Annotated in this window: 11 protein-coding genes; 7 read left to right on the top strand and 4 right to left on the bottom strand. The window is 69.5% G+C overall.

Translation table 11 applies throughout. The annotated features are described in order from the left end of the window. The first annotated feature begins 39 nt into the window (after positions 1-39). A complete protein-coding gene (locus tag ACFP3H_RS02050; RefSeq protein ID WP_378598615.1) occupies positions 40-300 on the top strand; it encodes a DUF2530 domain-containing protein in 261 nt (86 codons plus the stop codon). Here ACFP3H_RS02050 and ACFP3H_RS02055 read toward each other — a convergent pair. Beyond that, positions 297-2318 carry a neutral/alkaline non-lysosomal ceramidase N-terminal domain-containing protein gene (locus tag ACFP3H_RS02055; protein ID WP_378598618.1) on the bottom strand — a complete coding sequence of 674 codons (2022 nt, stop codon included), beginning with the start codon at positions 2316-2318 and terminating at the stop codon, positions 297-299. The two genes, ACFP3H_RS02050 and ACFP3H_RS02055, sit on opposite strands and share 4 nt — an antisense overlap. A gap of 128 nt (positions 2319-2446) precedes the next feature. Between ACFP3H_RS02055 and ACFP3H_RS02060 the strand changes: the two genes are divergently transcribed. Beyond that, complete coding sequence (locus tag ACFP3H_RS02060; protein WP_378598621.1) at positions 2447-3061, top strand: TetR/AcrR family transcriptional regulator; 615 nt, start codon at positions 2447-2449, stop codon at positions 3059-3061. A 134-nt stretch (positions 3062-3195) separates the two neighbouring features. Here the strand turns inward: ACFP3H_RS02060 and ACFP3H_RS02065 are convergent, their stop codons facing one another. Continuing rightward, the gene (locus ACFP3H_RS02065; RefSeq protein WP_378598624.1) at positions 3196-6720 is read right to left on the bottom strand and encodes a sacsin N-terminal ATP-binding-like domain-containing protein; all 3525 of its coding nucleotides are present in this window, start codon (positions 6718-6720) and stop codon (positions 3196-3198) included. Between the two features lie 5 nt (positions 6721-6725). Beyond that, positions 6726-8405: a DUF3027 domain-containing protein gene (locus tag ACFP3H_RS02070; protein ID WP_378598627.1), complete on the bottom strand. Its 1680-nt coding sequence runs from the start codon at positions 8403-8405 to the stop codon at positions 6726-6728. Positions 8406-8422: 17 nt separating this feature from the next. Between ACFP3H_RS02070 and ACFP3H_RS02075 the strand changes: the two genes are divergently transcribed. The 3 genes from ACFP3H_RS02075 to ACFP3H_RS02085 all read left to right on the top strand — a co-directional run bounded on the left by ACFP3H_RS02075 (position 8423) and on the right by ACFP3H_RS02085 (position 11583). Then, the gene (locus tag ACFP3H_RS02075) at positions 8423-9196 is read left to right on the top strand and encodes a glutaminyl-peptide cyclotransferase (RefSeq protein ID WP_378598630.1); all 774 of its coding nucleotides are present in this window, start codon (positions 8423-8425) and stop codon (positions 9194-9196) included. Between the two features lie 69 nt (positions 9197-9265). Next, positions 9266-11056 (top strand): MFS transporter, encoded by a 1791-nt coding sequence (locus ACFP3H_RS02080; protein ID WP_378598633.1) that lies wholly within the window; start codon positions 9266-9268, stop codon positions 11054-11056. After that, the gene (locus tag ACFP3H_RS02085) at positions 11053-11583 is read left to right on the top strand and encodes a DUF2771 domain-containing protein (RefSeq protein ID WP_378598636.1); all 531 of its coding nucleotides are present in this window, start codon (positions 11053-11055) and stop codon (positions 11581-11583) included. Before ACFP3H_RS02080 ends, ACFP3H_RS02085 begins: the two co-directional genes overlap by 4 nt. A gap of 59 nt (positions 11584-11642) precedes the next feature. Here ACFP3H_RS02085 and ACFP3H_RS02090 read toward each other — a convergent pair whose 3' ends face one another. Then, positions 11643-12068 carry a cold-shock protein gene (locus tag ACFP3H_RS02090; protein WP_378599606.1) on the bottom strand — a complete coding sequence of 142 codons (426 nt, stop codon included), beginning with the start codon at positions 12066-12068 and terminating at the stop codon, positions 11643-11645. A 162-nt stretch (positions 12069-12230) separates the two neighbouring features. Between ACFP3H_RS02090 and ACFP3H_RS02095 the strand changes: the two genes are divergently transcribed. Further along, positions 12231-12467, top strand: a complete 237-nt coding sequence (locus ACFP3H_RS02095) for a hypothetical protein (protein WP_378598639.1) — start codon at positions 12231-12233, stop codon at positions 12465-12467. Positions 12468-12841: 374 nt separating this feature from the next. Next, on the top strand, positions 12842-13453 hold the full coding sequence (locus ACFP3H_RS02100; protein WP_378598642.1) for a transglycosylase family protein: 612 nt from the start codon (positions 12842-12844) through the stop codon (positions 13451-13453). Positions 13454-13480 lie beyond the last annotated feature (27 nt).

A 13480-nucleotide genomic window follows, 5' to 3' on the forward strand; every position in this document is an offset into this window, starting at 1 on the left:
GAGCTGGGCTGACGGGTTTCGCACGGCTACTGTTTGGGTATGGATGCCGGACACGTCAGTCCCGAGATACCTCACCTGCCCCGATTCCTGGTCGATCCACGCCCCGTGGTGCTGGTCGGATTCGCCCTCTGGGCGGTGGCGGCGGTGGTCGTGTGGGTGACGCCGGCCTGGGAGCAGGCCCGTCCGGTCTGCGTGATGGGCCTGGTAGTGGGCGTGCTGGGGTCCTCGATCTTCCTGTTACAGCTGCGCTCGGCCCGCCGGGGCGACAAGGGCGCGCAGGTCGGGCTCGACCCGGACTAGGTCACCGCGAACTCCGCACTCGTACCAGTGACGAATTGCACTGTCCCGTCGACCATCATGGCGTCGGCGTAGTGGACGAAACGGTGCGGACCGGTCGCGGCGGTCGCGGGGATGTCCCAGGTGAAGTGGGCGAGGGAAACAGCGCCTTCCCGGCGCCAGTGGAAGCGAACGTCCCACTGACCCTCGTTGGCCACGCGGGTCCAGCCCGCGGGGGTCTTTCGCTGGACTTCGAGGAAGGTGTGGCCGCGGCGGGGATTGTGTCGAGGGTGGGCCGAGACGAACTCGACGGAGGCTCGCTCACCGCGGCGGCAGGCGGCGGGCTGGGTGAGGACGTCGCCGAAGGCACGGCCGGGTGGGGTGGCGTCGGGGCCGGGAGCGGTGGCGAAATTCGGTTGTAGGGCGGAGATGTCGCGCGGGGCGGGGCCACGGTCGACGGGCTCACCGTTGGCGAATGCGGTTGCCAGGCGGGTGAATTCCTGCACATAGCCGCACAGGGTGTAGCGGCCGAACAGGGTGGAGGCGCCCTCGTAGTGCTGGGCGTCGTACTCCTCGGGAGTGGTGACGTACTCGTGGTAGTTGTTCGAGTAGCCCTGGAGCAGCACCTGATCGAGGTCGATGCCGAGAACTTCCGCCACCACCCGGCGCACCCGCAGCCCGGCGACGATCGTGAACTCCGCGCCCGCGGCGGCCAGATACAGGCCGCCGATGCGGATCAGTTGGATCGGCACCACATTCGGCACCCACGGCACGGGCGGCATCAGGCCCAGCGGCGCGAAGATCGCCTTGGGGGCTTGGGCGTCGGCGAGCCAGGCGGGGTGCGGGTGGTCGATGCCGCCGAGGAAGTCGACCAGCGGGTTGCGCACGCCCTCGGGGATCGGGCCGCCGGGCAGGCCGGGACCGTCCTCGACGCTGCCCGCGGCCAGGGAGATGCCCGCGGCGGCAGGTGAGGTGCGGCGCGGGAATCCGTCGGGGGTGAAGCGGCCGTCGATGTCCAGGGCGGCGAGGTCGAGGTAGCACAGCATCGAGGCGACGGCGGGGCGCTGCGTAATGCTCTGGGCGGCGGCCTGTTTCGCGGCTGCGTACTGGCGTTCGCCGAGGATTCTGGTGTTGTCGAACTCGTCGGTGGTCGGGCCGTCGCCGGGGGCGAGGTTGAGGTTGGGCGACATGTCACCGGCGTTAGTCTGGGCGAAGGCGGCGAGGTAGCCGGGGCCGTCGAGGTGGCGCACGCCGTGTTCGAGGTGTTCGGCGGCGTAGCTGGCGTAACCCTTGTTGTCGGAGCTGATCAGGCGGTTGGCGTTGGTCATCGAGGTGTTGTGGGTGGCGAACCAGGTGAGGGCGCCCACTTCGCGGGAACCTCTGGTGAAGACCAGGGTGGTGACGGCGGGGTCGATCGCGTCGGGGAAGACGGCCCTGTCGGACGGCGGGTTGCGGTCGAAGGCGGCGCGGGAGCGGTTCACGCTGGCGTTGTGCAGTCGGGCGCGGCCGAGGGCGATTGTGCCGGGGGCGAAGTCCGCGTCGGCGGCGATGATCGCCTCGACGATCCCGTCGACCTCGGCGTCGAAGACCTGGCGCTGAAAACCCAAGGTGGCCAGGGTGTAGGCGTAGTCGTGGGCCGAGCCGCCGCATCCGGCGTGGGAGTGGGTGGAGGTGAGCACGACAGAGTGTTCGGTGTAGCGATCGCCGAAGCGGCGGGCGAGCGCAGCCAGCACCGCCGCGTGCACGGAACCGAACACCGCGCCGTTCTCCGCGACCACGAACGCGATCCGCTGCCCAGCCGCCCCGATCACGAAGGCGCGGGCTCGCGGGCGCAGATGGATTCCGGCAGTGGTCTGTTCGAGTTGGGAGTATCCCATCATCCCGCATTCGGCGGCCGGGCCGGTGAGATCGGCGGATCCGAGACCGAATTCGAACGCGCCCGGATTCGCCTGCGCGACCGTCTTTTCCGCGCTCGCAATGATGGGCAAAGCAGTGGCACTCAGTGCCGTGGCAGCGAGTACGGTGCGGCGGGATAGTGGCATCAGGCGACTCCTTCGCAACTTCTGCTCGCAGAAAACCACACAAACTGGTCGTTTGTCCAGGATTTTCGGCGGATCGGCGAATTGACTGTTCGTTGCGCGAGCGCTTAACTCGCACAGTGTCCTCCCGATTGAGTGTCGAAGAACGCCGGGCCCACCTGATCGAGGCAGCGATCGGTCTCGCCGAGAAAAAGGGCGTAGCGGGCGTGACCACGCGCGATGTCGCCCATGCGGCAGGCGTGTCGCTCGGTGTGGTGCATTACTGTTTCGAAAACAAGGACGCGCTGATGACCGAGCTGGTCAAAGCGCTGTCGATGGAATTGCGTGATTCCATCGACTCCGATGAAACAGTCTGGGAAGACGCCGGAACAGGAAAAGAAGCACTTCAGAAATTGGTGCGGCGCGGTTTGGAACTGATGTGGCGCAACATCGAAGCCACTCCCGAACGGCAGTTGCTCACCTACGAAACCACCACCTACGCACTACGCGAGGGCGAATCCACCCCCGCCAAGCTGGCCATCGCCCGCGAACAGTACGGGTTCAACGACAACACCGTCGCCGATGTGATCGACCATTGCCGCGAGGCCACCGAAACCCAGTGGAACACACCGGTATCGACGCTGAGCCGGTTCATCCTGAGCGTGATCGACGGGATCGTGCTGCGGTGGTTGGTCGATGATGACAGTGAGTCGGTGGAGGTTCAGTTGGATCTGCTGGCGGAAATGGTTTCGGCGCACGCTAGTTGAGTGGGGGTTCGCCTGTCCCTGGTTCGGACGTGACACTCTCCTCGGCGCACGCGAGCTGAGTTGGGTTCAGCTGTCCCTAGTTCGGACGTGACACTCTTCTCGGGGCCCGCGAGCTGATGCCGGTTCGGGCGTGCTCAAGCGGGTGGGGTGAGGCGGGGGACCTGGATGTGGGTGTCGGGGCCTTCGGTCCACCAGGGGACGGTGACGGTGCCGGACAGGGCGCCGCGGAGGTGGACTTCCAGGGTTTCGTGCTGGATCAGGTCGCCGGTGGTGTCCGGGGGTGCCCAGAGTTGGCACAGGATCACGCCGAGCGGGGCGGCTGACCAGGGGGTTCGGTGGCCGGTGCCGAGGACTTCGGCGGCGATCTCCGTCGAGACCAAGGGGAGGTCGAGGAGGGTGGCGAGGGCTTCGGGGTGGGTGGTGTCGCCGACGACGAGACGGTTCGCGGGGACGACCAGACCGAAGCAGGGGTGGTCGAGGACGAAGGCGGTGCTCGCGTCGATGACGGCGCCGGACAGGGCGCGGACCTGGTCGGGGAGATCGAGGTCGCGTGGGTCGAGCGCGCCGGTGGCGACGGCGGCGGCCAGGCGGGCGTGCGTGTCGGAAATGACCTGGGGTGCCGGGGTTTTCGACGGGTCGGCCAGTGCGTCGAGGAGTTCCTCCGCCAGCGCGGGCGTCATGATGTCCGGGCGGACCAGGATCGGGCGCAGGGTGTCGAGGTCGGGGCCTTCGATGCCGTCGGCGGTGAAAGGTGTGAGTAGACCGGCGAATTCGTGGTCGGCGGGGTGGCGCAGGCTGCCGAGTCGGATGCCGTCGAGCTGGGCGTGGTGGTGCAGCCACCAGACGGTGTAGCCGTCGCGGTCGGCGAGCAGGGCGCGGGTGCGCGGGTCGGCGAGCAGGTGGCGCAGGGCCTGTGGCCAGCGGTCCTCGTCGACGAGGTCGAGGTCGCGGACGGCGACGAGTTCGCGGGGATCCTCGGAAAGGGTGTCCCACCAGGACTGTTCGTCGTCTAGGTCGTGGTCGGGGCCGATGGGTTCGGGGTCGGTGAGCACCGCGAAACCCCAGCCGACGCCGATCGCGCGCAGGGCTCGTTCGCCGTATTCGGCGACGGCGGTGTCGGCGATCGTGCCGAAGGGGGAATCCGGGGCGAGGACCTCGGCGAGCGGGGCGCCGGGAAGCAGGAGCTCGTCGGCCGGGCGGAGTTCGCCGGTGTCATCGGGAAGTTCGAGCAGGCCGAGCCAGTCGGGCAGGGCGTCCGCGATGGCCAGCGGGGCCAGTTGCAGGACAGCCGCGACGGTGTCCGGGTCGGCGGGGTCGGTGTCGAGCAGGTCGTGCAGGCCCGGGTCGGCGAGCAGGTCGTCGGCGGTGGCGCTACGGGCCCCCAGGCGGCCCAGGAGGGGGTGCACGGCGTCCGGGTGGACCAGGCGGGCCCAGTGCACCGGGACGGCCACGGTGAGCTGATCGTCGAGCACGACCGTACGGGGGCCGGTGACGAGGCGGCCGTCGGCCAGGGGCACCGCCAGTGCGCCGAACTCCTCGGCGGTTCTGGTGTCGGTCACGAACGGTTCCAAGGCGGCGTAAAACTGTCGCCACCAACGCGGTTCGCGACCCAAGCCGCTCGACAGGTCGCTGACCGCCGCCGGACCGAGCCGGTGCACGTCGAGGACTGCGAGCTTGTCCTGGGCCGCGCGACCGGACAGTTCGGGGATCACCAGGGGGCCGGTGATCTCGGCGAGGAGGATCGCCAATTCCGGTGTGAGGTCGGGGAATACGCTCGCTCGGGAGGGGGTACTACAGGGGACCTTCGGGCCGATCGCAGCGGGGAGATTGGACCCGTCGGCACTCACCGGACCAGAATCGTAAGGCGCGAAACGCTTTTCGGGAGTGTCCGAGATGCTGGGAGCAGCCGGGTTGCTGCCGTTCGGCCACGAGTCGCCGGAAGCGAACGGGTCGGCGAGGGCGGCGAAGCCTGCTGTGGAGTCGGCTGTTCCGAATCGGGTGGCTACATCGTCTGCGCCGGAGTTGGTTTCGATGGCGGCGAGGAGAGCTTCGAGGTCGGGGAGGGGGCTGCTCGATGAGGATCCGGCGGATTCGGTGCGGACTTCGGACGGGGTTGCGCCGATGTGCGGGGCGGGTTCGTCGGGGTCGGGGGAGTCCGGGGTTGCGATGTCGTGTGTCGGGCATACCGGTAGCCAGGGGTGGTCGCGGAGTTCGGTGATCAGGGCTTCGCGGAGGAGGGCGTCTGCCTCGCTGCGGGCGAAGCCGGGGGTGGGGACGAGGACCAGGCGGTCGCGCGGTGGGAGGGCGCGGGCGAAATTCGCGTAGCCCGTAGCCAACTCGGTGAGGCGGGCGCCGGGGAGGAGGCGGCGGCGGTCGGGCTGCATGGGGATGTCGGCGATGAGGATCGCGGGGAGGGACAGTTCCTCGTCGGATCGCGTCGGCGCGCGCAGGACATCCGGGGCGGCGGCGACCGGGCGGCCGTCGCGCACCGGGAGCAGCCATCGCGCGCGGGGTGTGCGGTACTGCCACCACGTGCGCTGGGCGCCGGACGGGAACGTGATGGTCAGCGCACCGAACGGAACGACTCGATCGCCCCCTCCCCCGGCTTCGGCTTCGGCACCGGCACCGGCACCGGCATCGGCATCGGCATCGGCATCGGCATCGGCATCGGCATCGGCATCATCCGATGAGTCTGCGGAAATGGCGACTGCGTCGAGCCCGAGCGAGTCCGGTTGCGAACCAGGCAAATCCGACGACCAAGGCAAGTCTGCATGCGACCCGACACCGACCGAATCCACGCCCGAGTCAAGCAAATCCGACGACAAGGGCAAGCCTGCGCGCGGCTCGACACCGAGGGAATCCACGCGCGGGTCGAGCGAATCCGCGCGCACGCCGAGGGCATCTGTGTGCGGGTCGAATGAATCCGCGCGCACGCCGAGGGAATCTGTGTGCGGGTCAAGGGGTTCGGTGTCGGGGGTGAGGGGGGTCAGTGTGCTGGTGAACTCGTCGGCGGCGATGCGGATGCGGTGCAGGGTCGGGAGTTCGAGGAGGAGGTCGGGGGCCTCGGTGCGCATGGCTTCGAGGAGGGTGTCGGGGGCGATGTCGTCGCGGAGGTGGATGACCACCTCGGTGTCGGCGCCATCGATGGGGGTGGTGGGGACGGGCCAGGCCAGGCGGAGGACCGGGGGTGCGGTGGTGGCGAGGTCGTCGGGGAGGGCGATGCCGGTGTCGTGCAGGGCGTTCAGGGTCGCCGCGCGGGAGAAGCGGAGGGATCCGGTGGTGGAGCGGATCTCGATCTCGTCGCCGATCGAGCGCACGGCGGTGAAGCCGACGCCGAAGCGGCCGACCTGGGTGGTGTCGCCCTTCTCGGAGGCACGCAGTGCCGTCAGGGCGTGCACGCCGGAAAGGCTCAGGGGCGCACCGGTATTCGCGATGTGCAGGCGGTGGTCGACCACCCACACGGTCAGCTCACCCGCCACCCCCGCCTTCGCGGCGGCGTCGGCCGCGTTCTGCGCGAGCTCGGTGAGCAGCCGGTCCCGATACCCCGCCGCGACCAGATCCGCCTCGGTGGCGCTGTCCTCACGCAGCCGCGTCGGCGAATCCCGCCAGGCGGCCAACACCCCGGCCCGCAACCGCGCGGTACCGAAGGGGTCCGCCACACCGTTCAGCGCGACACCGACGATCCACGCAGCTCGGCCGAATCCGCCGCCCCACCTTCGGATTCCACACCGACCGCGCTCGCCTCGGCGTCAGCAACTGCCTCGACGGACGCATCGCCCTCGACGACATCGCCCACCGAATCCGACGGAGTCGCCTCGGCAAGCACCGAATCCGCCGCCACAGCACCGGATTCGACACCCTCGGCGTCCGTCTCAGCAACGGGAAGAACCTCGGCCGCGATCACCGCGTCCGCCGACTCCGGCAGCGCGCCCTCGGCCAGCGCCGAACGCTCAGCCTCCACGGCCGCGACAGCTTCGGCCTCAGCGGTCTCCTGCCGGTCACCCGCCCACTCGGCCGCAACTTCGCCAACCTCGGCCAACGCATCGGCGCCACCCCGCTCGGCCACGACATCACCGGCAGCGGTCAACACCTCAACGCCACCTTGTTCGGCCACGACTTCACCGACCTCGGCCGACACGTCAGCGCCACCCCGCTCGGCCACGACTTCACCGGCAGCGGTCAACACCTCAGCGCCACCTTGTTCGGCGACGACTTCGCCGACCTCGGCCGACACCTCGGCGCCGACCCGGCTGGCCACATCTTCGACCGCCACGGTGGACGCCCCAGCGGCTTCCGGTTCGGGGGCGACTTCGGCAGTGACCGACAACGTGCCGGCGGCGCCCTGGTCCGCGACGACCGCGTCGACCTGGTCGCCGACAACCTCGGCCGGTTCGACGGTGGCGCTCACCTCCACGACCTCGATCGCCGGGTCGGCAGTGGACTCGGCCACGACCTCCACGGCCGGCGCGGACTCGACGCCTTCGCCGTTCGCGACGGCGTCCTGCCCGGCAGCCGATTCGAGGCCTACCGCAGCGGTATCGACAACCGCGACCGTCGCGGACTCCTCGGCAACCTCGATCGCCGCCTCCACGGCAGGCCGGGCGATCTCCACGAAATCGACCGCGTGGTCGTCGAACGCCTCGTACAGCGGCGAACCGTTGCCACTGGGTGCGACCACGTCGGAGTGCGCACCGCACCCGTAGGCGATGTTGACGACGTGTCCGTCGGCGCCCATCGCGTTGCCGCAGACGCCGAAGGATTCGCGCAGGGCGCCGGCCAGGGGTAGGTAGAAGCCGCACAGGCCGCAGGTGGAGGGGGCGGCCTTGGCCATGTCGGTGTCGGGGCCGTATTCGGCGTACCAGCGTTCGGCGGCGTCGGCGCGGCCTTCCACGCTGAGCACCTGGACGCGGCCGAGGCCGACCTCGCGGGCCACCTCGTCGACCACGGGATCGCCGGTGGCGATGTAACCGGGGACCAGGCGGGGGTCGTCGGCGGGCGGGGCCAGCAGGTCGCCGGGGCCGAGGTCGCCGGGGCGCACGCGCTGCTCCCAGGGGACGAAGGCGGGGGCGATCAGGGCGTCGAGGGCGGGCAGCAGGGCCGACTCGCTCACCGTCGCACGGTCGGCGCCGGGGGGCGCGGCGACCACGACGGCCCACTGCCAGCCGAGGTAGCCGGGCAGGGTCGCCTCGAACCGGTGGGTGGCCGCGGTGTCGTCCTCGGCGCTCACCCCCAGATGGACTCCTACCCCATGGGGCTCCAACGCGACGAGCGCACGACGTGCGACCTCGGCCGCGTCGGCCAGAACGGGACGCACGCCGGACTCTGAAACAGATACTGCGCTCACGGCATACATTTTGCCGTATGAAGTGCAATCGCCGTTCGTTGGCCGTCGCTGTGCTGGTCAGTGTGCTCGGCGCGGGGGCCTGTAGCGCGCCGCGGGAGTCGGAGCCGCCGCGGTTGCGGGTGGAGGTGATCGGCTCGTCACCGCACGATCCGCGGGCGTTCACCCAGGGTCTCGAGGTGGTCGACGGCGTGCTCTACGAGAGCACCGGGATGTGGGGTGTGTCGAGCGCGCGGGCCACCGACCTGGCCACGGGCACCGAAACCGCGCGGGTGGGGCTGCCGGGTCGGTTGTTCGGTGAGGGGATGACCAGGGCGGGATCGATTGTCTGGCAGCTCACCTGGCAGGACGGGTTCGCGATCGCCCGCGACCCGAGCACTCTCGCCGAGCTGCGTCGCGTCGAGTACGCGGGCGAGGGGTGGGGGTTGTGCGCGCAACCGGAGCGGTTGGTGATGAGCGACGGCACCGGCACGCTCACCTTCCGCGATCGGGTCAGCTTCGAGCAGATCGGTTCGGTGACGCTGTCCGGTTACCGGGATCCGCAACCGAACGAGCTCGACTGCGCCCCCGACGGCACCGTCTACGCCAACAACTATCCCTCCGACGAAATACTCCACATCGATCCACAGTCCGGCGAGATCCTGGCGGTCATCGACGCGGCCGGGCTGCTCACGCCCGCCGAACGCGCGGGCACCGACGTGCTCAACGGCATCGCCGGGCTGGGCGGGGACCGGTTCCTGGTCACCGGAAAGTACTGGCCGCGCATGTTCGAAGTGCGATTCGTGGGGAATTAGCCTTGATGTGGCCGACATTGCCGCGCCGCGAGTGAACACGACGAGCCGGAGTGCGACAGAATTGGACTTGTGACTACGCCCAGCGATCCAACCGGTCCCGACCGTGGTCGCCGGGACGGTACCGCCGCCGAGCCGCATCCCGGCTACGGGCAGTACCCGCCGCGCGCCCCGCGCAAGGTCTTCCCCCGGCCCGACCGGCCGCTCCCCTCGGAGCCGCCGACGGTCCGGTCGCGGAGCCTGTTCCGCCGCAACCGCCCGGTCGACCCCGGCGCCCCGACGACCCCCGTGTCGAACGGGCGTCCCGTCGCGCCGCCGCCCGGCAAGCCCCGGTTCGACGAGTGGGACGCCCCGCGCCACGATCCGCCCGAGGGTCCCGAGGGCACCCGTGCGCTGCCGCGCGCCGAGGAACCGGTCGACGACCAGCCCCAGCGGGTCCCCCGCAAACTCACGGTGACCCGGGTGGCCGCGATGCGCAGCCGCGAACTCACCGAGCGCGGGTTCGCGACCTTCCAGCGGGCCGCCAAGGCCGACGGCGCCGACAAGTCCGGCCTGACCGCGCTCACCTATGCCACGATCGCGAACTTCGCGCTCGACGCGGCGATCGCCGTCGCCCTGGCCAACACCCTGTTCTTCGCCAGCGCCACCGCCGAGTCCAAGACGAAGGTGGCCCTGTACCTGCTGATCACCATCGCGCCGTTCGCGCTGATCGCGCCGCTGATCGGCCCGCTGCTCGATCGCCTGCAACGCGGGCGCAGGCTCGCCCTGGCGACGACGTTCGGTCTGCGCGCGGGTTTCGCGATCCTGTTGATCTTCAATATCGACACCTGGGGTCTGTATCCGCTGGCCCTGTGCATGATGGTCGGCTCGAAGTCGTTCGCGGTGCTCAAGAGCGCGGTGACGCCGCGTGTGCTGCCGCCGGATATCGACCTGGTCCGCACGAACTCGCGATTGACCGTGTTCGGCCTGGTCGTCGGCACGATCGGCGCGGGCTCACTGGCCGCGCTCACCGCCCTGATCGCCGACTCCACCGGCGCGCTGATCTTCGCCACCGGCATCGCGGTGGCGGGCACCTATCTGAGCCTGCGGATCCCGCGCTGGGTGGAGGTGACCGAGGGCGAGGTCCCCGCGACGCTGACCTACCACGGGCCCGACGCGCGCACCGAGGTCATCGAACGCGGCCAGCCGTCCTCGGTGCCCGCGCGCAAACGCCGTCAGCCGCTGGGGCGGGCGGTGGTCACCGGGCTGTGGGGCAACAGTTCCATCCGCGTGCTGACCGGCTTCCTCACCTTCTATATCGCCTTCGTCGCCAAGGGCTCGGGGGGCAGTCCCACCGAACAGGCGGCCATGCTCGGCCTGGTCGGCGCGGCCGCGGGGCTCGGCAATTTCAGCGGCAACGCGGCGGGGGCGCGCCTGCAACTGGGCAGGCCGTCGCCGGTGGTGCTCGGCTGCACGGGCGCGTGCGCGGTGGTCGCGGTGTTCGCGGCGCTCACCGGCAACCTGTTCGGCGCGGCGGTGGCGGCGCTGGTGGCCTCGGCGGCGAGCGCGCTGGCGAAGGTGTCGCTGGACGCGGCCATCCAGGACGATCTGCCGCCGGAGTCGATCGCGTCCGGTTTCGGCCGCTCGGAGACGGTCCTGCAGTTGAGCTGGGTCGTCGGCGGCGCGGCCGGTGTGCTGATGCCGATCGAGTACTGGAAGGGTTTCGCGTTGATCAGCGTGATCCTGGTGCTCGGGCTGCTCCAGACGTTCGTCAGCTATACCGGGCACTCACTGCTGCCCGGGTTGGGCGGCAATCGGCCACAGCATGTGGAGCAGGAAGTGCCCAACAACCATCCGAGAGGGACAGGAGACCCCACCTGGTGAGCAAGCTCAACGCTCGAACGATCATCGCGCTGGTCCCGGCGGCACTGCTCGCCGTGGTCCTGGTGACCGCGACCGTGGTCGCCGTGGCGGTGTCGAAGGCGCCCGCCCACACACCCAAGCTCACCGCCTACGCGCACGGCACGGCCATCGAGGTCGATCCGTTCGTGTACTGCACGGTCACCATGACCGACTGCCGGTACGGCGAAACCGTCCCGCTGACAGTGCCTTCGGGCTACCCGGTCCAGTTGTCGCTGCCGAAGGCGGTCTCGGAGTCGCCCTGGTTGATCCAGCTGATCTACCAGCGTCCCACCGGCGAACAGCTCGACAAGGTGCTCAGCTTCGCCGACTACCCCGACCGGGCCAGGGCCCTGACCATCGAGTCCAAGCCCGAACCCGATCTGCGCCTGATCGGCATCGAGGTCCAGCTCCCCATTCTGGCCCGCGATATCTCCACCGGTCGCGAGAGCTACATCCCGCACGCGGCCTGGTCGATCCAGACCCCCGAACCCGCGAGCGACCAGCCCTAGATCATCCGAAAACGAGTCCGGCCCCGAACGATTCGTTCGGGGCCGGACTTCGTCAGCGCTCAGTGATCCAGTTCGCGGGCGACCGCGCGGACCACCTCGGAGATGCGCTGCGACATCTTGCGGTCCGGGTACTTGCCCCGGCGCAGATCCGGCTGCACGGTGGATTCCAGCAGCGTGATCATGTCCTCGACCAGGCCGTGCAGCTCGTCGGGCGACTTGCGCGGGCCCGCGTCCTTGCGGGCCGGGGTCTGCCCGCGATCGCGGTCGCGCACGACGGTCGGCGGCGCTTCGAGCACCGTCACCTTCAGCGCCTGGGGTCCACGGCGACCGGCGGCCATGCCGAATTCGACACGCTGGCCGGGTTTGAGCCCCTCGACGCCGGCGGGCAACGCGGACGAGCGCACATAGACGTCCTCGCCCTCGTCTTGGGACAGGAAGCCGAAGCCTTTTTCGACGTCGTACCACTTCACCCGGCCGGTCGGCACTGCGCTCACCCGTTCATCATTCGGCACCCGAACCCTTGTGGTCCGGGTTACACATTTCTGCTTGTCGCGAAAAGAACGCGCCCCCCAACAAGGCGGGACGCGATGTCCTGCGAGTCTACCCCGGTGGCTATAACGCGAGCACATCAGTTTTACGGTGCACCGGTGACGAATTCTCCTGAACCGGCCACGCCCGGTTCGCGTAAGTCCGGCGAGCGCCTGCTGCACGTGGCGCTCGTCCTGTTCGGGATCGGGCTCGTGGGGGTGATCGCGATCTTCGTGACGCCGATCGTGTCCGACGGCAAGCCGGGACTGTGGTTGTACGGCCTGGCCATGCTCGCGCCGGTAGGTTTCCTGCTCGCGCTGATTTTCGCGCTGCGATCGGGTCGTCGGACGCGGTGACGCGTCAACTGATTACCCCGCCGAGGGCTTCCCAACTAAACATGTGATCCTCGTCACATCACGGTGCGATAACGAAGTGTGCGCACAGCCGTCTCGCACTTCGCCCACCGCGACTACCTGCGCGGACACATCGGGGATCACCCTGAGACGACCCCGAGACCGCGCAGTACACGCCGGTTACCAAATAGTGACATTCCCCGCTGACCGTCGTACCGTTTCTCTCTGTCGGGGCAAGTCCCCGACACCACCGGCCCGCCGCACCGAACCTCACCCCGCGGGTACCGGGCCCCGACTGGAATCGAGGGGTGAGGGCGGACCGGGAGACCTCTCAGTCCGGACCACATGCAGGTGCGCTGGAGAGGAAGAAACCCGATATGAGTGGACGCCACCGCAAGCCGACTTCCACCGGGCGCACCGCGGCCAAGGTCGCAGTCACCGGCGCGATCTTCGGCACCGCAGCCGCGGCTCTCGCAGGAAACGCCAGCGCGGCCCCCGACTCCGACTGGGATCGCCTCGCACAGTGTGAAGCCGGCGGCAACTGGGGTATCAACACCGGCAACGGCTACCAGGGTGGGCTGCAGTTCTCGCCCTCCACCTGGGCCGCACACGGCGGTGGCGAGTACGCCGCCTCCGCGCACCAGGCCACCCGCGAAGAGCAGATCGTGGTCGCCGAGAAGGTGCTCGCCTCGCAGGGTTGGGGCGCTTGGCCCTCCTGCTCGTCGAAGCTGGGCCTGAGCAGCGGCCCCTCCGAGCGTGTCGCTCCCTCCACCCCGAGCTGGGCCCCGCAGGTCAATGTCCCGCAGGTGCAGGTGGATCCGAGCGCCGAGGTGTTCTCGGCAGTCGACCGCGCGCTCACCGTCGTGCAGCAGCAGGGCATCGCCGTGCCGCAGCAGGCCATCGATTTCGTCAACTCGGCCAAGGGCACTCAGCTGGACCCGGCCGTGATCGACTTCTTCCAGGCGAACAAGGGCCTGCTGCCCTCCTGATCGCCCCCGCACGTAACAAGAGCCCGC

The sequence above is a fragment of the Nocardia lasii genome (assembly GCF_042658545.1).
Taxonomy (GTDB): Bacteria; Actinomycetota; Actinomycetes; order Mycobacteriales; family Mycobacteriaceae; genus Nocardia; species Nocardia lasii.